Below are 19631 nucleotides of genomic sequence, written 5' to 3'. Positions count from 1 at the left end.
GGTGAAGACCAGTGCATGAGCTGCCGGACGGCCGCCACCTCTTCCGGCGTGCGCGGCGAAGCGCTCCTACGATCCCACAGGAGTGATGGAGATCACTGGTCGCGGGCCTGGGGAATTATGCTCTGATCGTGGGAGCAACTGCTTGTTTCCTCCTGCCGAGAGGTGACCATGACGTCTGCGACCCTGTCCCGGGCCCATATCTGGCTACTGGCCCTCTCCTCGATGGCGGTCGCACTGGTTATCGCCGCCATGGCCGCCCTCTACACCGCACTCCCCGAGATCGCCGCGGATACCGGCGCCACCCAGCAGCAACTCACCTGGGTCGTGGACGGCTACACCCTCGCGCTCGCCTGCCTGGTCCTCTTCTCCGGCGCACTGGGTGACCGGTACGGCCGCCGGATCATGATGGTGGCCGGTCTGGTGGTCTTCGCCCTGGCCTCCACCGTCCCGCTTCTCCTGGACGCACCGCAGTGGCTCATCGCCTCACGGGCGCTCGCGGGCGTCGGCGCGGCGCTGGTCATGCCGTCCACCCTTTCCCTGCTGACCGGCGGTTTCCCTCCGGAACGCCGCGGGGTGGCCGTCGGGCTGTGGGCCGGGGTGGTCAGCGGCGGCGCGGTACTGGGAATTCTCGGCTCGGGCCTGCTGCTGCAGATCTGGTCCTGGCAAGCGATCTTCATCGCGATGACGGCGGCCGGGACGGTACTGGCCGTGGCCGGATGCACCGTCCCGGAATCGGTCGACGACACCCGCCCGCCACTGGACTTCTGGGGCGGGATCACCGCCGCGGTCGCCGTCGGCGCCATCGTGGTGGGCGCTATCGAGGCGCCGGTGCGCGGCTGGGGCGATCCGCTGGTACTCGCACTTTTCGGCGCCGGAATCCTCGCGGGAATCGGCTTCGCGACGGTGGAACTGCGGGTATCGCATCCGCTGCTGGACGTTCGCCTGTTCGCCGACCGCGGCTTCGGCAGCGGGGCGGTGAGTGTCGGCGTGCAGTTCCTGGTGGCGTTCGGTTACTTCCTGCTGTTCGTCCAGTACATGCAGTTGATCTTCGGGTACTCCCCGCTCATGTCGGCGGTGGCGATGGCGCCGATGATCGCGCCACTCATCGGTATCTCGATCTTCGCGCCCCGGCTGGCCGAACGCTTCGGACTGCGGCTGCCCACCTTCTTCGGCCTGCTGTGTGTGGGCAGCGCGCTCATCCTGGTCTCCCGCACCACGGTGGACAGCGATTACCTCGACGTGCTCTGGCCGTTGCTGATCCTCAGTACCGGTCTCGGCCTGTGCACCGCCCCGGCCACGGCCGCCATCATCAACGGCACGCCCCCGGAGAAGCACGGGGTGGCCTCCGCGGTGAACGATGCCTCCCGGGAAGTCGGCGCGGCCATCGGTATCGCGATCTCCGGCAGCATCCTGGCCGTGGGCTACGCGGACAAGATCGCCCCGGCGCTGCCCAGCCTGCCCGAAGCGGCCCGGGGACCGGTCGGTGATTCGCTGGCCGCCGCGCTGGAGGTCACCGAACGGGCGGGGCCGGTGGCCGCCCCGCTCGCCGATTTCGCCAAGGAAGCCTTCGCGCACGGCGCCCAGCAGGCCTCGCTGGCGCTGGGAATCCTGACCGTGGTGATGGCTTTCGCGCTGGGCGCGTGGGCCCCGGGCCGGGCCGGCGGCCGGGCTCCGATACCGAACGAGGCCGCTGCGACGAACCGTTGACCGCGACGCGCCGCCGCGTTCCGCACCCCGCAGCGCGGGCGGCGACGGACGAGGATGCCGCTCCACACCATCGCGCCCGGCTCCCGGACTTTCCTCCGGGTACCGGGCGTGGTCTCCTTCCGCACCGGTTACCCGCACCGCAGACGGAACCGGCCTGTCGAACCTACCCGGCCGGCACCTGCGCGGTTTCCGGTGCGCTCGCTGCGCCGTCGGCGTCGCCCACGACGGACGTACCCGCCGCACCCCTCGGCGTCGGCGGGGCTTCCACGGCGTCCGGGGTTTCCACGGCCGCGGCGCGACGGCTCTTACGCCACGCGTAACCGGTGAGCACGATGGTCGCCACCACGATCAACACATAGGTGAGGGTGCGCAAAGCACCTTCGATATCGAAGAATTCGAACAAGGTGCGCGAGTTGGTGAGCACCAGCAGACCGCCGACCCCGGTACCGAGGACGGCCGGTGCCACCCGGCTCACCAGCCATGCCGCCAGCGGCGCCGCCAGCACACCACCGAGTGCCAGACCCGCGATGATCAGCAGGTTGTCGAAGAATTCCGAGCCCAGCCCCAGTAGGAAGCCGACGCTCGCGGCCGCCGATACGATGAATTCCGACGCGCTCACCGAACCGATGACGGTGCGGGGCGCCGTCCTACCGGTGGTCAGCAGGGTGCTGGTGGTGACCGGTCCCCAGCCACCGCCGCCGCTGGCGTCGATGAAGCCGCCGAACAGGCCGAGCGGGGACAGGAACTTCGCCGAATGCGCGGTCTCCTCCGAAGGGGCGAAGCTCGGCGGCCGCGACGAGAAACGGATGACCAGGAAGACACCGATCGCCAGCAGGATGCCCGCGGTGACCGGTGCGGCGGATTCAGTGGAGATCCGGGAGAGCACCGTCGCGCCGAGGAAGGCGCCCACACCGCCCGGCACCCCGAGCCGTAGCACCGTCCGCCAGTCGATATTGCCGAAGCGCCAGTGCGAGGCCCCCGAGGCCAGGGTGGTGGCCACCTCGGCGAAGTGCACCGCCGCGCTGGCGTGGGCAGCGCCCGTACCACTGAGCACGAGCAGTGTCGTCGCGGTGACACCGAAGGCCATTCCGAGAGTGCCGTCGACGATCTGCGCGCCGAGTCCCACAAGAGTGAATACGAGTAATTTGATCATGACGGTGTGCTCCCGAACCTGGACCGGAGATCCGAGGCTACGGCGCGACCACCGCCACGACACGGGTTGCGATCATGATGAACGCAATACCCCGGCCTCCCCGGACAGCGGCTGTACGACGCGGAAAAGAAGCTGACACGAACCGCAGCGATGGTGGACACTGCCCGTCGTGACCGACCGCAGTTTCCGCCGGATCGTTCTCCGCGAGCGGCCGGCCGCCGGGATCACCGCCGGCACCTTCGCCGAGGAGAGCGCACCCTTTCCGGTACTGGAAAACGGGGAAGCGCTGGTGGAGGTGGTGTGGCTCGGTATCGACGCCACCCAGCGGACCTGGCTCAACCCGGCGACCACATACATCGCACCGGTCGGTGTGGGCGAGGTGATGCGCGGCAGCGGCGTGGGTCGCGTCATCGCCTCCCGCAACCCCGCGCTACCGGAAGGGCAATGGGTCTTCGGCGAACTCGGCTGGCAGGAATACACCGTCGCACGCCAGGGCGGATTGTTCGGTGTCGAACCGGTGCCCGCGGGTGTCGATCCCCGCCATATGCTCACGGTTTTCGGGGTGAGCGGTTTGACCGCTTATCTGGGTGTCAGGCGAGTACTGGAGGTCACCGGCTCCGATACCGTACTGGTCACCGGTGCGGCCGGTAGCGTCGGCTCCTTGGCCGGGCAGATCGCGGGCTTGCTCGGCGCACGCGTGATAGGGACGGCGGGTTCACCGGAGAAGGTCGCGTGGGTGCGCGATACCGCCCGATTCGACAGCTGCCTGAACTACCGGGACGACGATATTCCGGCCGCGTTGCGCGCGTTCGCGCCCGACGGTCTCACCGCGGTCTTCGACAATGTGGGCGGCGCGCTACTGGAGAGCGCCCTCGACCACTTGGCCCTACACGCGCGGATCGCGCTGTGCGGATCCATCTCCTCCGGCTATACGGCCGCCGGTTACGGCGCGGGCCCCGCCAACTACATGCAGCTGGCCTTCCGCCGCGCCCGCATGGAGGGTTTCATCTTCTACGACCACCACGCCGATTTCCCGGCGGCACTCACCCAGCTCGCCGGCTGGGTGGCGGCGGGCGAGCTGCGCTGGGCGGAGGACATCGTCGAAGGACTCGCCGATGCCCCCGCCGCCCTGCAACGACTTTTCGACGGAGCCAATCTCGGTAAACAGCTCGTCCAGGTGCGCCCGGCCGCGATCAGTACTGCGACTGCGGACGCCGGATGAGCGCTCCGGAACCGATCCCACCGAGCAACGATATGATGCACAACCCGGCGATCAGGTTGATCACGGCCGTCGCGATCTTGGCATCGACGCCGGCCACCAAGGTGAACGGCACCAGCGTCGCCAACGCCGTCACCAGCCCGGTGATCCAGTAGAAGAACTGCATCGGGCTGGGCATCAGCGCCAGCAGTAGGTTCAGCAACCCGGTCGCCGCGATAGCGGCGGCACCTCCGGCGATGGCGTACGAGGTGGTCGACACGGTTCCGTAGGCGCCCTCGCCCTCCGGGGAGAGGACCGAAATACGCAAGATGCCGCGAACCAGCATGATCAGCACCACGATCACCAGCGCGACGACAACGGCCGTACCGATCCCGCCCGCCCACAACCGTCCCAGATTGATTTTCGGCTCGTTCGACGACTCCTCGGGGTAGTCCGCCCGGGACCCGTATTCGACCTGGTGCCCGTACTCCACCTGATGCGGGTAATCGGGCGGTTGCTGTGCGTGACCCTGCTGCCGGGAGTAGGCCTGCGTGGGCGGGTAACCCTGGGAGCGGGGGTCAGGGCGCCCGTAGTTGTAAGGCGGTTCCGTCATAGGGGGAAAGTACCCCCTATGGGCGGGACACCCCACCCGAATCGGGTGCGCATATCGCGAACCCTCGAAACGCGGCCACGGCGGGCTCCCCGATACGGCGCTCAGGAGAGCGGACTCGGAGCCGTCACCGCCTCGAGCGAAGGCCCCGGACGAGCCGGTATTCGGCCGGGGTGGCGAATCGAGCAAAGAGCCGGACCGCATTCACATCCGGGTGGGCATCTCCGCGATGGCCCGGGCCCCGCTCATCAGAACGAGCAGTCGGTTTGACGGCCCGCCCAGCCACCCTTCAAGAATTTGATGACGACGCAGAAGATATCCGCCGACGAGGAACCTATCGGAGTCGCGACCGATGTCGTAGCGACAGGTACGGCAACGGATTCCGCCGCGGGCTGCGGCATGGTCGCGGCCTGCGCGGGAGCGAGTGGCAACAGGGCGGCGCCGGATAGTAGGGCGGCGACGGTGACGCGGGAAACTCGATGCATCTCGAAACATACCTTCCGTATCTGATCCGGACCCGCTGGTACGGATCCGCTGCTTCATCGGAGAGTCCGAAAGCCTTGTTACACAGCCGCTTCGGGTTCCGGTCTATCGCGCCAGGGCCCGTAGGGCGAGGTCTACCTGGTGCTCGAGCACACCCTGACCCGGTTCGGTGATCAACTGCGCGATCCGGATGAGCCCGAGGAACTGGAAGGCGATGTCCTCCGCGGTCACGTCCGTGGCGAGGGTGCGGTCGGCACCGGATCGTTCGACAGCCTCGCGGCCGATGCCGCGCAGGTGGGCGAGGCATCGCTCGAGGTCCGCTTCGGAGGGGGATCCGGCGGCGAGCAGGTCGGTCATCGCCTTGTTGGCGGTGAGCCGGGTCAGGGTCGTGGTGAAGAACTGCCGCAACCCCTCGATCGCCTCGGCCCCCTCCGGCAGGTGCGCCACCGTGAGTCCCGCGAAATCGGCTCCGGTAACGGCTCGCAGAAGGTCTTCCCTCGTGGGGAAATGCCGGTACAGCGTGCCGATACCGACCCCCGCCGCGGCCGCTACCGCACGCATATCGACGGATAAGCCGTGGCGCCGGAAGGTTTCTTCGGCCGCGGCCAGAATCCGTTCCTTGTTCGCCGCGGCGTCACGCCGCTGCTTCCGGCCGGCTGCCATGGGCTCAGCGTAGCAATACGGAACATACGTTCCGTATTGCTACCCTTTTCCGGAACAGATGTTCCGGAAAAGGAGTGTGTTGTGCGGACGATCGTGATCACCAGGGGGACGACGGAATGGGCGCCGCACTGACGCGCCACTACCTCGCAGAAGGAGACCGAGTGGTTGCGGTCGGTCGTAACCGCGCCAAATTCGACACACTGGTCGCGGACGTCGCGCCCCGGACCCGCCCCGCCACACTCCGGACGGATTTCATCGAGGCCGACCTCTCCCTCGTCGAGGAGAACCGCCGCGTGGTCGCTCGCCTACGGAAAGATCACGAGCGCATAGACGCGCTGGTACTCGCGGCCTCGTTCATCAGACAACGCCGGCACACCACCAGCGAGGGACACGAAGCCTCCTGGGCACTGTTCTTCCTCGGAAAGTTCCTGCTCGTCACAGAACTCGCGGACCTCCTGCGCGCAAGTGCGCAACCGGTCGTCGTCAACACCGCGGTCCCCGGCGCCCGCGCGGACGCCATCGACTTCGCGGATCCGGAGATGGTCCACGGATTCACCTTCGCACGATCGAACGCGCAGCAGCGCCGCGCCAACGAACTGCTCGGCATCCTCGCCACCGCCCGGAATCCCGAGCTCGGCTATATGACCTGGGGCCCCGCTCGGCTTGTCCGTTCCAGCTTCGCCGGTGAGGTCGGTATGGGAATGAAGGTGGCCGCCGCCGTTCTCGGGAAACTCCTGGGGCAACGCCCGCAGGATGCGATCCAGCCGATCATCGGCATCATCGACAACCCGGCGCCGGGCCGAGCCGCTTACCGCGGCGCCGCCGAACTGCCGCTCACAATCGGCCCGCACGACGAGAACGACGCCACTCGCCTGGCCGCCGCACTCGAAACCCTCCGGGCAGAGAAATAGCGCACGGATGGAACATCATCCCGCACCAGCAGCCAAGCCCACTCCTGACATTGGGAACACCTGGATCCGCCATCGAGAGGCACTATGACCAGAAAGGAGTAACGATGAGATCGCGCATCTCACTCGGATTCAGGAGTCGAATGTGGCCGAGACACTGACAGTTGATCTTCACCCGGTTTTCCGGAGTGATCGCGATATCGACAACGCGGTGCGTAGCGCGATCTTCCGTGCGGCTGCGCAGAAGGCCGGCTGTTTGGAGATAATCCCGGGCAAAGGTTCCGGAACCCTGAAGCGCCGTGTGCTCGCGAAACTCGCCCAGCCGAGCTTGAAAAAGTTCTACCGGCGTATCGAGACAGATCCGGGAAACGAGGGCCGGGTTCTCGTCCATTTCTGACCGGAGCGTCCCCATGCCCTGCGGGAAGCATGGGGTCGGCCGACAGGACGGATGCGGAGACAGGCGGAAACGATCGGCCGAAACAGCCGATACGCACTGGCCCGCCGCCATGGCCGGCGGGCCGGGCGGGGTCTGCCGGTACGGACGATCCGGTGGCGGCCGTCGCGCAACAGACCGCGAAAACGGCGGTCTACCTGCGGCACAGCAGTGCCCCCAGTGGGACTCGAACCCACACTTGGCGGATTTTAAGGTTGGCAAGCTGAATAATTGCAGGTCACGGCATCGTTTGTAGATGTTGGTGAATCGTCGTGACCTGGGAAAAACCCCGCTAGCAACGTTGGCGGGGTTTGTCGTGTGCGTATCTACTGCGGACTGACTGCGGACTCCAAGGCGCCGGTGGAGATCAGACTGCGCCTACTGTGCATCCATTTCATCTTCGAGGGCGGACACTCGCCTTTCGATCGTGTTGAGCGCAGCGATCAGTGCGCCGATCACGGTGCCGATCTTCACATTGCCACTGTTTGCTTGCGCCTCATCCGCGATGACATCGCGGAAGGCTGCCGCACCGTGGCTTCGCTCGTCGACTTCGAGCAGGTGCAGGTCGTTGAACATGTCGCTGATATCCATCACGGCAACGTACAGGTCTCCGCCTGCCGCTTCCACGGGTTTGGCTCTGCTGGGTGATGGACTGCGCATACGGGGGCTGGCTTCCCCGCCTGCCCCATAGGGCCTGCCTTTCTCGCGTAGAGGCTCCACGGTCAAGGGTGGCGTTAGCCATCACGTAGTGACGCCGTAGGCGCCCTTGACGGTGGAGGGGCGCGGGAACACAATGCAGGCCATCACACAGCAGGGCCACGCGGCCGAAGGTCGCGCCTCAATTCTCGACCCTAGTTAGCGAGTAGCGCTGCAGTCTGAGTCAGTGCCATTCCAATGAATGTGCAGGCAATTCCCCCGATGGCCCACAGATAGTCTTTCCCGGCTTTGGTGTCCAGCTCAGACTTGAAGGTGTCCAGCGCTGCCGAGACGGCCTTGTCGACGTCCGATGCCTCAAGGCGTGGAGCGTTCTCGACCCGGGATATGTCCGCTTGCAGGTTTGCGATGGCATCCCGTAGGTGCCGGGTCTCCTCCGCGAGTCCTTCGATCTGGCGTTGAACAGGCAGGCTCGGATCAACAACGTGGTGCACCACAATCCGCACGGAGGCGCTGCCCTCTGCCGACGCTTCGGCAACGATGGCATGAACTACCGCGTCACGGCGACCGGTCAGAGCGGCGCGAATGCTGTTCATCTGGCGTTGGCCGCTTTCCATCAGTGCCGACAGGCGCCGGGTGGCCTTCTCCCATGCATAGATCAGGCCACCAGCCGTCACGATCGTGCCCAACAGTTGGAGAATGTCCCCGAGAGTCTTCACCTCGATGCAGTCGTGGCGGCCTGGGCTGGCGTTACGGACGGAAGCGGAGTCCCGAGAACCTGGCACGAGACTGAACCACAGCCGGTTGACCGGGCAGGGTGCGGCCGATTCGTGCTCGACTGCGGGAGGTCGGCCGGGTACGGCTCTCGTCGTGCCCACACTTCTCGGTTATCGAAAATTCGGCAATCTCGGATCGGTGGGTGCTGGCGTAGCGTGCGGCCGACGCACCGGCGCGCCGGGCGGCGAGGTACGAGCAAGGCCGCTGCGCGCCGTAGTGCGGCGGCGGCGCGCAGCGCCGGCGCCTCTTGATCCTGTATGGCGAAATTCGGCAACCACTCGCGGAACGTGCTGTGCGCCGGAAGAATCGAGGGCATGACTGGTCTCGTGCTCTCGCCTGAACGTCGCACCGAACTGGCCGCGTTGCTCGATGATGGGCCGCGGTTGACGGCGGAGTATCCGAAGGTCGCCGAGTATCTGGATACCGCGCCGATGCTGTCAGGGACCGGTGATCCTGAGGCCGATGCGGCGTTCGATCTGCGGTTCGTGCACTTCATGACCGGCGGTGCCACGGAGTTCGGCAATCCGTATTGGGAGATCGTCGGCCCGGCCGTGGGCGCCGATGGTGCACGGCGCGTGGTCAACGGCGGCAGCGCGAACGGCAGCGTTCGGCTGGGGTTCGTACAAACGATCCTGCAGGCTGCTTACGCCTACGCGGTCCCCTCTCCCGAGACGCTGGAGTGGGTGAAGACGTTCACGGGCGGTCGCACGGTGGTCGAGCTGGGCGCCGGTCGTGGGTACTGGGCGCGGCTACTGGCAGACCAGGGTGTAACGGTGAAGGCGTTCGATTCCGAGCCGCCGGACGCTTCGGCAAACCCGTCCTTCCCGGCAACCCCCGGGCAGCCTGCCGTGTGGTTCCCGGTCGGTGGTCTCGACGAGTTCGCCGCCGCCCTGGACGAGGACGCGGTGCTGTTCCTGTGCTGGCCGCCGGGCTGGGGTAACACGATGGCCTCGGAAGCGTTGGAGCTGTTCGAGTCGCGCGGTGGGCGGCGGCTGGTGTTCCTGGGCGAGCCCAAGGGCGGCAAAACCGGGGACGATGCGTTCTTCGATCGGCTGTCGGCGGCCTGGTCGCTGGAGAGTGTCGACGAAAAGTACGTGTCTTGGTGGAACCTCGCCGACGTCGCGCAAGGGTGGGTTCGGCAACCGTAGCCGGAAACGAAACATGGCCCGGTCCTCGGCGTGGGGATCGGGCCATGTTCTGTTTTGGGGTCGGGTCAGGGTTGCGGCTCGAGGTTCATGCGGAACACGAACGAGTCGTAGCGGTCCTTCGGGTAGGACACGTCGGAGATCATCAGCACTTGCCCATCGTTCTTGAGGAACCGCTGGTGGACGGTTTTCACCAGTTCGCCGGAGGCGATTTCGAGCCAGACGGCGTGTGTCGGTGACGGTGGCCGGTCGGCCAGTGTCTCTTCCAGCTGCTCGGCTTCGGCAACGTTGGTGCCGGGCAGTTGGTAGCTGTCGGAGATCGAGGTCGGTTTTCCGTACTCGGATGCGGATACGGTGATGTGCTCGATGTCGTCACCGGGGTTGATCCCGAAGATATCCGCCAGTTCGGCGTCGGCCGGCACTATCGACGACTCGCGCTCGATGCGGACTTCGTCGTCTCCGCCAGCTGATTCGTTGGCGAAGGTCACCTCGGGGTCCTCCATCTGCCGCTCGGGGGAGATCCGAACCAGGGTCGGTCGGGCGGCGACGAACAAGCCGCGGCGTTCGATGGCGTAGACGAGTCCCTGGCTCAGGAGTAGGTCCCTGACCTTGCGGATGACGATTTCCGAAACGTTGTGCTGTTTCGCCAGTTCCGCGTAGCTGGGGAGTTGCGTCCGTGCGGGTAGAGCGCCGCTGCGGATGTCGCGTGCGATCTCTCCCGCGATCCGGACGTATGCAGGCTCGGTCATCGAATGCCCCTTCGCTCGTAGGCCTGTCCATACGCAACTGCGTATACACAAATGACCAGGCTACGCCCCTTTGCGCGTATGCGCGTCAATCCCGCTTGCTTCTGCGTATGCGCAAACCTCTTGTGCGTATACGCAACTGCGTATACGGTGTTGCGTATACACAGAAAGTGCAGAGGTCAACACCACATCAGCAAGGAGTTTCAGAGATGGCTATGAAGGATCTGTGGTTCACTCCCTCGTTCGATGACGCGTTCCCGATGGGGCTGTTCCTGCTGGGTGAGGTCGCGCCGATGACGGAGTTCAACTCCGATCGCAACGCGCCCAAGCGGCAGCGTCTGGACCTGGATGCCGAGGGCAACGGCACCGGGAAGCGGTTGTGGAAGGCGACGGTGACCGATCCGGCGGCGCCGAACGCGAAGCAGGCCAGTTTCGATCTGGTGTTCGTCGCCGATGTGCAGCCGGTCCCGTCGGCGCCGGAGGTGGCCCGGGGGATGCGGCCGATCGTGTTGGAGGGCTTGCAGGTCAAGCCGAAGATCACCGGCCAAGGTGAGTTCAAGTCCATCGGCTGGAACATCCGCGCCACCGGCATCGTCGGCGACACCTCCGGCGCGAAGCAGGGTCCGGCCGATCCGGGGGCGGCCCGCTCGTCCGGTAAGGCGGCGTGATGCGGGCGGCGGATCAGTCGGCGGGGATGCGTCTGGCGCGCTGGTCCGCCGCCCTGATCATCCTCGGGGTGGGAGCGGCGGCGTTCCGGCTGTCGTTTTCCACCCTGGAAGACCTCGCCCGCCTGGCCCGGATGCCGGTCGACGACGCCTGGCTGTTCCCGCTGATCGTGGACGGCACGATCCTGCTGGCCACCTTCGGGCTGCTGGTGTGTGCCCACCACCCGGGCGAGCGCCGCTTCTTCCTCGGCGTGCTGATCGTGGGCGCGCTGGTCTCGGTCGCCGGGAATTCGGTGCATGCGGTCGCGGCCGGGCAACCGCTTCCCGGATGGGCGGCGGCGTTGGTGGCGGCGGTGGCCCCGGTCTCGCTGCTGGTCGATACCCACGGGCTGGCGTTGTTGTTCCGGGTCGCGGCCCGCCAACGCACCCACGCCCAGGCACAACCGGAGTCTGTGTCCGAACCGGTGCCCGAGCCCGCACCCGCGTCCGTTCCGGTAGTGGCGCCTGCCGATCCCGCTGCGGAACCGGTACCCGAACCGGCGCCCGCCCCTACCCCTGTTCCTGCTCCTGTTTCGGCGTCGGTGACCGATCCGGTGGCGGCGCCTCCTGTTCCGGCACCTGTCGTGCCGTCTTCTCCTGTTCGTTCCGTGCGACCGGCGCAAACCATGTTGCCGATCGCTGTCCCTGTTGGGGGTCTGTGATGTTCTCCAAAACCACTGTCCTGGCCACCGCGGTGCTCGTGCCGCTGCTGGCCACCGTCCCCGCCGCCGACGCCGTGGCGAACCCGTCCCCGGCTCCGTGCGCGATGTTCTGCGAGGACCGGCCGCCGAGCACTCAGGACTGCGCGATGTTCTGCGCCGAGCCGCCCGCACCCCCGGCCGATGCCCAGGGGTGTCGGATGTTCTGCGAGCTCGCCAAGCCGGAAGGAGAGGCGTGATGATCTCCCCCGATGTGCTGATCTGGAGCGGCTCGGCAGCGGTGACGGCATTCACCCTGTGGCGCTGGCGTTCCGCGGCCGGGGTGCTGCAGCCCGATCCCGCCGACCGGTCCCCCTCCGCCCCACCCGAACTGCAACCGGCCGTGGCGATCGTCACCGACTCCGCCCAACTCGCGGTGATGTGGCCCGCCCTCGGCCTGGGCTCTTGGGAAACCGGGTTTCCGAACGTCACCGCCGCCACCCTGACCGAGTTCGGGATGCTGGTGGAGGTGCAGATGCTGGGCGGCCAGTCACTGCGGGACTGGAACAGCGACGCCACCCGCGATGCGCTGGCGCACTACTTCGCGGTCCCCGACGTGCTGGTCACCTCCCCGGCGCCGGGGTTCGTGCACCTGCACCTGCGCACCCTCGACACCCTCGCCGACCCGGTATCGGTCACCGACCTGCTCGCTTACGGGGTGGACCTGGAAGCGGTGCCGGTCGGTGTCACCGAAGACCACGACGTGTGGCGGCTGCGAGTGCTCTACGGACACATCCTGCTGGCCGGGGCCACCGGCTCCGGGAAGGGCAGCGTGTTGTGGTCGCTGCTCAACGGTCTCGGCCCCGCCATCAAGGCCGGCCTCGTTGATGTGTGGCTCGCCGATCCCAAGGGCGGCGCGGAGTTCGGCCGCGGAGAGAACCGCTTGTTCGTCCGTTTCGCTGTCGACTCCGAATCCATTTTGGGCATGCTGTCCGAGGCCGAACACGTGATGCGGGAACGGCTTTCCCGCATGCGGACCGCTGGCCTGCGCAAGCTGGTTCCCTCCGCGGACGAACCACTCATCGTGATCATCATCGACGAGGCTGCCTCCCTGTCGGCCTATGCCACCCGCGAGGAACAGAACGAGTTCCGCCGGTTGACCGGGTTGCTGCTGTCCCAGGGCAGAGCGGCGGGGGTGTCGGTGGTGGCGGCGTTGCAGGACCCGTCCAAGGAGACCATGCCGAATCGGCAGCTGTTCCCGATCCGGATCGGGCTGCGCCTGGATGAGCCGACCCAGACCACCATGGTGCACGGGCAGGGCGCCCGGGATCGCGGGGCCCGCTGCGACGAGATATCGGAACACACCCCCGGGGTCGGTTATGTCGGGGAGGACGGGACCCGGGAGTTCGTGCGGGTGCGCGCCTACTGGGTCTCCGACACCGACGCCGACCGGATCGTGGACACCTATTCCCCGGCCCTACCGGACCTGGCCCCGCAGGCCGACTATGCCGGGTTCGACCCCGACGACCTCGGCGACAACGACGGCCCCGGACTGGTAGCGGCATGACCCGTCTGCCCACTTCTACCCGCATCTCGAACGGAGCAAAAACCATGGCCCGTAACCCCCTTCCCGCTGACACGACCGCGGATGTGGTCGATCTGGCCGCCCGGCGTCGCTGTGCTCTGGAACGTGCCGGCCACGACCCGGTATCGGTGGCGGTGCACCTGCTCGCCGAAACCGGCCAGGTTCCCGGTTGGGACTTCACCACCTACCACGACGACGGCGGCGACGGTTCGGGGTGGGCGGCATGAGTCTGACCCTGTCGACCGCCCACCACGGCAATTCGACCACGACCACCGTCACCACCGGCGCCCAGCAGCGCCGCGACCCCTTTGATCTGCTCGGCCTGGCGGTCCTGCACACCGGCTGGTATCTGGTGATCGGGGCCGGGGTCGCGATCCATTGGGCCATCTTGTTCCCACCTATCTCCGTCCCGCTGGCCGCCGCGGTCGGGGTCGGGGTGCTGGTCGGCTGGCCGTCCGGGGTCGCGGTCGCGATCGCGTGCACGGCGCTGTTGCTGCTGTGGCGCCGCGAACACCCGGACATGTTTCGCCGGTGGATCACCGACCGCGCGCGGACCCGGTTCCTGACCTGGTGGCGGTATCGGCGGAACTGGGGCCGGTTGATGAAGGCGTGCCACCTCACCGTGAACCTCGGCACCCGCACCGCCGCACCGAAACTGCTGGCGGTCGGCATCGGGGAGGGCACGGACCGGGTGCGGCTGCGGATGCTGGAAGGCCAGTGCCCCGCCGACTACGACCATCGCGTCGAGGTCATCGCCCACGCCTTCCAAGCCGAGCAGTGCCACGCCAGCATCGTCGGCCCGGCCACCGTGGAGCTGCGGTTCCGCCACGGGGACGCCCTGGCCGAGACGGTGCTGTTGCCGCGGGTGGATTCCTGGATCAAACCGGAAGGACATGCTGCCTGATGAACCCTGTTACCTCGACTGATGCCGGGGTCCCGGTCCGGCAGACTGCCGCCGAGCGTCGTAGCCTGCCGGACTTTCGGGGTGTCGCCGAAGCCACCGCCGCAAAGTTCGGCGTCTGCACCCGGCCCCTGATCATGAAGGTGTTCGACCCCGAGGCCGGCCGCAACAACTACATCGGTGTGCCCTGCAAGGCCACCCTGGAATCGGTGTGCGCCCCCTGCGCGATGCGCAACAAGTTCCTGCGTATCACCCAGTGCCGCGAGGGCTGGCACCTGGACAAAGAACCCGTGCTCGCACCCCAGGACCCCACCGAGGCCCAAACCGGTTTGCTCGCCGCGCGGTCGGACTTCTTCGACACCTACCAGCAGGCCAAGCACGATGGGGACACCGAGATGATGGGCGCGATCCGGGATATCGTGGCCGACCTGGACGCGGAAATGAAGGAATCCGGGTTCCGGGGGCGGCTGCCGGATCTGGATCGGGAGGCCAAGCCGCGGCGGAAACGCTCCACCGCCCGGCGCCAGGACGCCCCGGACCTGCCGCGGCGCAAGGTGTCCAAGCACACCATCGGCCAGCAGTTCGCGGGCAAGTTCCGGCCCTCGATGTTCGTCACCCTCACCCTGCCGTCCTACGGGCAGGTGCGCTCCGACGGCTCCCCCCGAGACACCGGCAGCTACGACTACCAGCGCGCGGCCCGCGACATCGTGTTCTTCGCCCAGCTCGTCGACCGCTGGATACAGAACCTGCGGCGGGTGGTCGGCTACAACGTCCAGTACTGGGGCACCATCGAACCCCAGCGCCGCGGCGCCCCACATTTGCACGTGGCGTTGCGGGGCGCGATCTCGCACCAGATCATCCGGCAGGTCACCGCCGCCACCTACTTCCAGGTGTGGTGGCCCCGCTTCGACCCTCGAGACGAGCTCTACCCCGGCGATACGGTGCCGATGTGGGACCCACAGCAGGGCACGTTCGTCGACCCGGACACCGGGGCCGCGCTGCTCGGGTTCGATGACGCACTCGATGTCCTCGGCGGCATGGAGGACTGGGAACCGGCGCATGTGATCCGGTTCGGACCCCAGGTCGATTCCAAGGGCATCCTCGGCGGCACCCAGGAAGCCGCCCGCCACATCGGGTACATGACGAAGTACCTCACCAAGTCCATCAATGAGGTTCTGGAGCCCGACACCCAGGCCGCGGCCGACCACTACGACCGCCTGCACGCGGAGTTGCAGCACATCCCGTGCTCGAAAACCTGCCCGGTCTGGCTGCGTTACGGCATCGTCCCGGTCGGGGCCACCGACAAAACCGTTCCCGGCCGCTGCCGGGGCAAGGTGCATCGCCGGGACCTGCTCGGCATCCCCGGCAAACGCACCCCGAACTCGCGGCAGTGGTCGGGCAAAACTCTTCCCGATCACCAGGCCGATCGGGTCGCGTTCGTCCGGGCGCTGCTCGCCGAATACGGCATCGCCAAGCCGGACAACCCCAACCTGCGGTACTCGCTGGTCAAACCCGGCGACAAGAACGCACCACCCCGAGACCACATCATCATGACCACCATCGCCCAACGCATCAGCTGGCGCGCCGAATACAACCGCGCCCTGCTCGAAGCCGGGCCACCGGACCAACTCGGAATCTCGGCAATCCCAGAAGCCGCATAGGAAGGAGAACACACGATGGCTGAGGAAGAGGCTTACCTAAGGGCGAAGGACTGCGAGGCGCTGACCGGGATACCGGCGGCTACCTGGCGGTGGTGGGCTCATGTCGGGCAAGGTCCGGCCAGTTTCAAGCTCGGGCCGCGGCGGCGGGTGTGGCGCAAGTCGGTTGTCCTGGCCTGGATCGCTGAGCAGGAGAAGCTGACCGGTACCGGTGAGGCTGCCTGATGGCGACTCGGCGTAACCCACGCTCGGGGGTAGAAGATCGCTGGTACCCGACCGTAGTGGTCGTGGATCCGGTGACCGGGGAGAAGAGCAAGAAGAAGGTCAAGTCCGAGCGCTGCGGCAAGGGCAAGCGGTGGCGTGCGCGCTATGTGGACCCGAACGGCGTGGAGCGGTCGCGGTCGTTCGACACCAAGGCGGCGGCTCAGAAGTTCCTCGACGGGGACGTGACCACGAAGGTGGTCACCGGTACGTGGGTTGATCCGGACCGTAGCGGTGTCCTGTTCGTGGTGGTCGCGGAGAAGTGGTACGCGACGAAGAAGCTGCGCAAGCCGAAGACGGTGGCCGGCTACCGCTCGCTGCTGGACACTCTCGTCCTCCCCCGGTGGGGCGAGGTACCGCTTCGCGATATCGAGTTCGAAGACGTGCAGGGCTGGGTGGTTGAGTTGTCGGAATCGGGTGGATACCGGTTCAAGGGCAAAGGGCTGTCGGCGTCTCGGGTGATTCAGGCTTACCAGGTGCTCGACCAGGTGCTCCGGTTCGCTATCAAGGCGAAGCGGCTGGCGCTCAATCCTGCTGAGGACATCGACCTACCGCAGAAGTCGGCCGCCGAGCGGCGTTATCTCACCCATGTCGAGGTCCGGAAACTGGCACTCGCGGCCGGGCGATTTCAGACGCTGGTGTTCGTACTGGCCTACACAGGTATCAGGTTCGGTGAGGCTGCGGCCCTCCGACCGGCGAGCATCGACCTGGTGCGGCGACGGATCACCGTCTCTCGTTCGGCAACTCGGGTTACGGGTCTGGGGATCGTGGAGACAGGCACCAAGAACCACAGTTCGCGGTCGGTGCCCGTTCCTCAGTTCCTCGCCGAGCAGCTGGCTCATGTGCTCGAGGGTCGCGAGGCAGACGCACCTGTGTTCGAGAGCCGCAATGGTGGCACGCTCCCCCTCGGGGAGTTCCGCTGGGCCTTCGATCGCGCCGTGGAGGCTACCGGCCTGACCGGCATGGTGCCGCACGGTCTACGGCACACGGCGGCGTCGTTGGCTATCAGTTCCGGCGCGAACATCAAGGTGGTTCAGAAGATGCTCGGGCACAAGACAGCGACGCTGACCCTCGACCTGTATGGGCATCTGTTCGACGACGATTTGGACCCCGTGGCGGACTCGATGCATCGGGGCGCGCTGGCTGCTGCGGACTCCCTGCGGACCGAAGAGGGGCCGGAGGTTGCATAGGACGAGCAAAACGGCGGTCTACCTGCGGCACAGCAGTGCCCCCAGTGGGACTCGAACCCACACTTGGCGGATTTTAAGTCCGCTGCCTCTGCCAATTGGGCTATGGGGGCGTGCGGACCACACACTACCGACTCGTACATCCGTACCGGAATACCCGTGAGTGGGAGTCACACCGTGGGGTCTGTCTGTATGGCTTGGCAGGCCTCCACCAGTACGTCCGCCGCCAGCAGACCGGATTCCTCGGCCGCCTCGCGTACCTCGTCGGACAGCTCGTAGTCGGTGGTCACCGCCAGCAGAGCCAGCTGGAGCGCTTCCCCCAGCCGGGCGAGCCGGCGGGCGATCACCAGCTCGTCCATTTCCTCGTCCATGTTCTCCCACCCCACAGGCTGCACGCCGGCTATACGGTAGCGGCGCAGCGTGTCCTCACCGAGGACTTTCATGAAATCCACCGCGGCGGCCATGCAGCGGTTGTTCGCGACCCGGTACTCCGTGCGGTCGGCGATCTTGTCGATGAGCACCGCGACGATGGTGGCCGCGGTGAACATCCCGTCGCACACCCGTGCGGGCGCCGCCTCGGGCGGGCCGGGTGGGGCGGTGGCCAGACCGGTGGTCACCGCATCGATCCACCGGACCACCACATCGGTGCCGGAGGCATCCGATGGTCGCGGCTCGTGGGGAAACCGTTCCTCCCGGCGTGGGAACCACCGCCACGGTAGACGCATCGCGATCACTCCTGTTCGGAAACGGACCTGCCGAGCAGCGAGTGCCGTCGGCCATATGCGAAGTACATCACCAAACCGAGCGCCATCCACACTACGAAACGCAGCCAGGTTTCCACCGAAAGATTCACCATCAGCCACAGGCAGGCCAGCACCGCCAGGATCGGAACAAGAGGCACGAGGGGTACCCGGAACCCACGCGGCAGGTCGGGGCGGGTACGGCGCAGTACCACCACACCGATGGAGACCAGCAGGAACGCGAACAGCGTGCCGATGTTCACCATTTCCTCGAGTGTTCCGAACTCCACGAATCCGGCCAGGATCGCGCAGACCACACCGACGATGACGGTGATCCGCACCGGCGTGCCACGGTCACCGGTCTGGGCGAGCCGGCGCGGGGTGAGTCCGTCGCGGGACATCGCGAACAGTACGCGGGTCTGGCCGAGCAGCATCACCATGACGACCGTGGTGAGGCCGGCCAGAGCACCGATGGAAATGATGTTCTTCGCCCAGGTGGCGCCGTTGAGCGCGAAGGCGGTGGCCAGGGTGGCGTCACCGCCGGCGAGCTCTGTGTAGGGCACCATACCGGTGAGCACGATGGCTACCGTGACGTAGAGGACGGTGACCACGATCAGCGAGCCCAGGATGCCGCGCGGCAGGTCCCGCTGCGGGTTCTTGGTCTCCTCGGCCGCCGTGGCGACCACATCGAACCCGATGAACGCGAAGAACACCAGGCTGGCCGCCGCGAGCAGGCCGTACAGGCCGAAGTTGCTGTTACCCCCGCCGGTCACCCAGGAGAACAGCGATTGCGTCAGCCCCTGGTTCCCCTCGCTGGGCACCGATTCCGGGATGAACGGGGTCAGGTTCGCGGAGTCGAAGAAGGTGAGCCCCACGACGACCACCAGCAGGATCACCCCCACTTTGATCGCCACGGCCACCGCCGAGACACGGGAGGACAGTTTCGTACCCAGCGCCAGCAGAGTGGTGAGCACCGCGATGAGCAGGACCGCACCCCAGTCGAAGCTGACCCCGCCGATCTCCACCACCGCGGCGCCGCGGTCGAATACCTGGCCGAGATACTGCGACCAGCCCTTGGACACCACGGAGGCGGCGAGCGCGAACTCCAGCAGCAGATCCCAGCCGATGATCCAGGCGGCGAGCTCACCGAAGGTCGCGTAGGAGAATGTGTAGGCGCTACCGGCGACGGGCACGGTGGAGGCGAACTCCGCGTAGCACAGCGCGGTGAGCCCACAGGCGATGGCCGCGAAGACGAAGGCCAGCGAAACCGAGGGTCCGGCGACATTACCGGCGGTGCGGGCGGTGAGGGTGAAGATACCGGCGCCGATCACTACGGCGACGCCGAAGATGGCCAGATCCCACGCCGTGAGGTCTTTGCGGAGTTTCGCACCGGGTTCGTCGGTGTCGCGGATCGACTGCTCCACCGATTTGGTGCGGAACAGCGAATTGCGACTGGTCGGCGTCGCCATAACGGCCTCCT

22 protein-coding genes and 1 tRNA gene are annotated in these 19631 nt (G+C 66.8%); 14 read left to right on the top strand and 9 right to left on the bottom strand.

The features are described 5' to 3' along the window. Positions 1-168: 168 nt before the first annotated feature. Complete coding sequence (locus ACYR7D_RS10310; protein WP_459549379.1) at positions 169-1707, top strand: MFS transporter; 1539 nt, start codon at positions 169-171, stop codon at positions 1705-1707. Positions 1708-1870: 163 nt separating this feature from the next. Here the strand turns inward: ACYR7D_RS10310 and ACYR7D_RS10305 are convergent, their stop codons facing one another. Next, positions 1871-2860, bottom strand: a complete 990-nt coding sequence (locus ACYR7D_RS10305) for a sulfite exporter TauE/SafE family protein (RefSeq protein WP_459549378.1) — start codon at positions 2858-2860, stop codon at positions 1871-1873. Between the two features lie 169 nt (positions 2861-3029). On the opposite strand from ACYR7D_RS10305, the gene ACYR7D_RS10300 reads away from it, so the two are divergent. Beyond that, positions 3030-4082, top strand: a complete 1053-nt coding sequence (locus ACYR7D_RS10300; protein ID WP_459549377.1) for an NADP-dependent oxidoreductase — start codon at positions 3030-3032, stop codon at positions 4080-4082. On the opposite strand, the gene ACYR7D_RS10295 is transcribed toward ACYR7D_RS10300, so the two are convergent. Next, positions 4054-4671, bottom strand: a complete 618-nt coding sequence (locus ACYR7D_RS10295) for a DUF6069 family protein (protein WP_459549376.1) — start codon at positions 4669-4671, stop codon at positions 4054-4056. The genes ACYR7D_RS10300 and ACYR7D_RS10295 overlap by 29 nt on opposite strands. 585 nt (positions 4672-5256) lie before the next feature. After that, positions 5257-5814, bottom strand: coding sequence for a TetR/AcrR family transcriptional regulator (locus tag ACYR7D_RS10290; protein WP_459549375.1), 558 nt, complete (start codon positions 5812-5814; stop codon positions 5257-5259). 116 nt (positions 5815-5930) lie between these two features. Between ACYR7D_RS10290 and ACYR7D_RS10285 the strand changes: the two genes are divergently transcribed. After that, a complete protein-coding gene (locus ACYR7D_RS10285; RefSeq protein ID WP_459549374.1) occupies positions 5931-6725 on the top strand; it encodes an SDR family NAD(P)-dependent oxidoreductase in 795 nt (264 codons plus the stop codon). A 142-nt stretch (positions 6726-6867) separates the two neighbouring features. Next, positions 6868-7119, top strand: a complete 252-nt coding sequence (locus tag ACYR7D_RS10280; protein WP_459549373.1) for a Smr/MutS family protein — start codon at positions 6868-6870, stop codon at positions 7117-7119. Between the two features lie 414 nt (positions 7120-7533). Here ACYR7D_RS10280 and ACYR7D_RS10275 read toward each other — a convergent pair whose 3' ends face one another. After that, the gene (locus ACYR7D_RS10275) at positions 7534-7746 is read right to left on the bottom strand and encodes a hypothetical protein (RefSeq protein WP_459549372.1); all 213 of its coding nucleotides are present in this window, start codon (positions 7744-7746) and stop codon (positions 7534-7536) included. A gap of 260 nt (positions 7747-8006) precedes the next feature. Beyond that, positions 8007-8498: a hypothetical protein gene (locus ACYR7D_RS10270; protein ID WP_459549371.1), complete on the bottom strand. Its 492-nt coding sequence runs from the start codon at positions 8496-8498 to the stop codon at positions 8007-8009. A 345-nt stretch (positions 8499-8843) separates the two neighbouring features. Between ACYR7D_RS10270 and ACYR7D_RS10265 the strand changes: the two genes are divergently transcribed. Next, a complete protein-coding gene (locus ACYR7D_RS10265) occupies positions 8844-9734 on the top strand; it encodes a class I SAM-dependent methyltransferase (protein ID WP_459549370.1) in 891 nt (296 codons plus the stop codon). Between the two features lie 65 nt (positions 9735-9799). Here ACYR7D_RS10265 and ACYR7D_RS10260 read toward each other — a convergent pair whose 3' ends face one another. Then, positions 9800-10480 (bottom strand): GntR family transcriptional regulator, encoded by a 681-nt coding sequence (locus tag ACYR7D_RS10260; RefSeq protein ID WP_459549369.1) that lies wholly within the window; start codon positions 10478-10480, stop codon positions 9800-9802. 206 nt (positions 10481-10686) lie between these two features. On the opposite strand from ACYR7D_RS10260, the gene ACYR7D_RS10255 reads away from it, so the two are divergent. From ACYR7D_RS10255 to ACYR7D_RS10215, 9 genes are read left to right on the top strand one after another with little or no spacing between them, the layout of a single operon-like run. Next, positions 10687-11145: a hypothetical protein gene (locus ACYR7D_RS10255; protein ID WP_459549368.1), complete on the top strand. Its 459-nt coding sequence runs from the start codon at positions 10687-10689 to the stop codon at positions 11143-11145. Next, on the top strand, positions 11145-11843 hold the full coding sequence (locus tag ACYR7D_RS10250) for a DUF2637 domain-containing protein (RefSeq protein WP_459549367.1): 699 nt from the start codon (positions 11145-11147) through the stop codon (positions 11841-11843). The genes ACYR7D_RS10255 and ACYR7D_RS10250 overlap by 1 nt, the downstream gene beginning before the upstream one ends. Next, positions 11843-12079 carry a hypothetical protein gene (locus tag ACYR7D_RS10245; protein WP_459549366.1) on the top strand — a complete coding sequence of 79 codons (237 nt, stop codon included), beginning with the start codon at positions 11843-11845 and terminating at the stop codon, positions 12077-12079. The genes ACYR7D_RS10250 and ACYR7D_RS10245 overlap by 1 nt, the downstream gene beginning before the upstream one ends. Then, positions 12079-13386, top strand: a complete 1308-nt coding sequence (locus ACYR7D_RS10240; RefSeq protein ID WP_459549365.1) for an FtsK/SpoIIIE domain-containing protein — start codon at positions 12079-12081, stop codon at positions 13384-13386. The genes ACYR7D_RS10245 and ACYR7D_RS10240 overlap by 1 nt, the downstream gene beginning before the upstream one ends. A gap of 44 nt (positions 13387-13430) precedes the next feature. Further along, on the top strand, positions 13431-13631 hold the full coding sequence (locus ACYR7D_RS10235) for a hypothetical protein (protein WP_459549364.1): 201 nt from the start codon (positions 13431-13433) through the stop codon (positions 13629-13631). Further along, positions 13628-14308, top strand: coding sequence for a hypothetical protein (locus ACYR7D_RS10230; protein ID WP_459549363.1), 681 nt, complete (start codon positions 13628-13630; stop codon positions 14306-14308). Before ACYR7D_RS10235 ends, ACYR7D_RS10230 begins: the two co-directional genes overlap by 4 nt. Further along, a complete protein-coding gene (locus ACYR7D_RS10225; RefSeq protein WP_459549362.1) occupies positions 14308-15966 on the top strand; it encodes a replication initiator in 1659 nt (552 codons plus the stop codon). The genes ACYR7D_RS10230 and ACYR7D_RS10225 overlap by 1 nt, the downstream gene beginning before the upstream one ends. Positions 15967-15981: 15 nt before the next feature. After that, the gene (locus ACYR7D_RS10220) at positions 15982-16188 is read left to right on the top strand and encodes a helix-turn-helix transcriptional regulator (RefSeq protein ID WP_459549361.1); all 207 of its coding nucleotides are present in this window, start codon (positions 15982-15984) and stop codon (positions 16186-16188) included. Beyond that, the gene (locus tag ACYR7D_RS10215) at positions 16188-17414 is read left to right on the top strand and encodes a tyrosine-type recombinase/integrase (RefSeq protein ID WP_459549360.1); all 1227 of its coding nucleotides are present in this window, start codon (positions 16188-16190) and stop codon (positions 17412-17414) included. The genes ACYR7D_RS10220 and ACYR7D_RS10215 overlap by 1 nt, the downstream gene beginning before the upstream one ends. Positions 17415-17450: 36 nt before the next feature. On the opposite strand, the gene ACYR7D_RS10210 is transcribed toward ACYR7D_RS10215, so the two are convergent. The 3 genes from ACYR7D_RS10210 to ACYR7D_RS10200 all read right to left on the bottom strand — a co-directional run bounded on the left by ACYR7D_RS10210 (position 17451) and on the right by ACYR7D_RS10200 (position 19620). Then, positions 17451-17524, bottom strand: a tRNA-Leu gene (locus ACYR7D_RS10210). 57 nt (positions 17525-17581) lie between these two features. Then, a complete protein-coding gene (locus ACYR7D_RS10205) occupies positions 17582-18136 on the bottom strand; it encodes a hypothetical protein (RefSeq protein ID WP_459549359.1) in 555 nt (184 codons plus the stop codon). Between the two features lie 5 nt (positions 18137-18141). After that, on the bottom strand, positions 18142-19620 hold the full coding sequence (locus tag ACYR7D_RS10200) for an amino acid permease (protein ID WP_459549358.1): 1479 nt from the start codon (positions 19618-19620) through the stop codon (positions 18142-18144). Positions 19621-19631: the final 11 nt, after the last annotated feature.

It is taken from the genome of Nocardia sp. X0981, from assembly GCF_977089955.1.
Note: the sequence above shows the minus strand (reverse complement) of the source record. Positions and strands in the feature narration are given on the sequence as shown.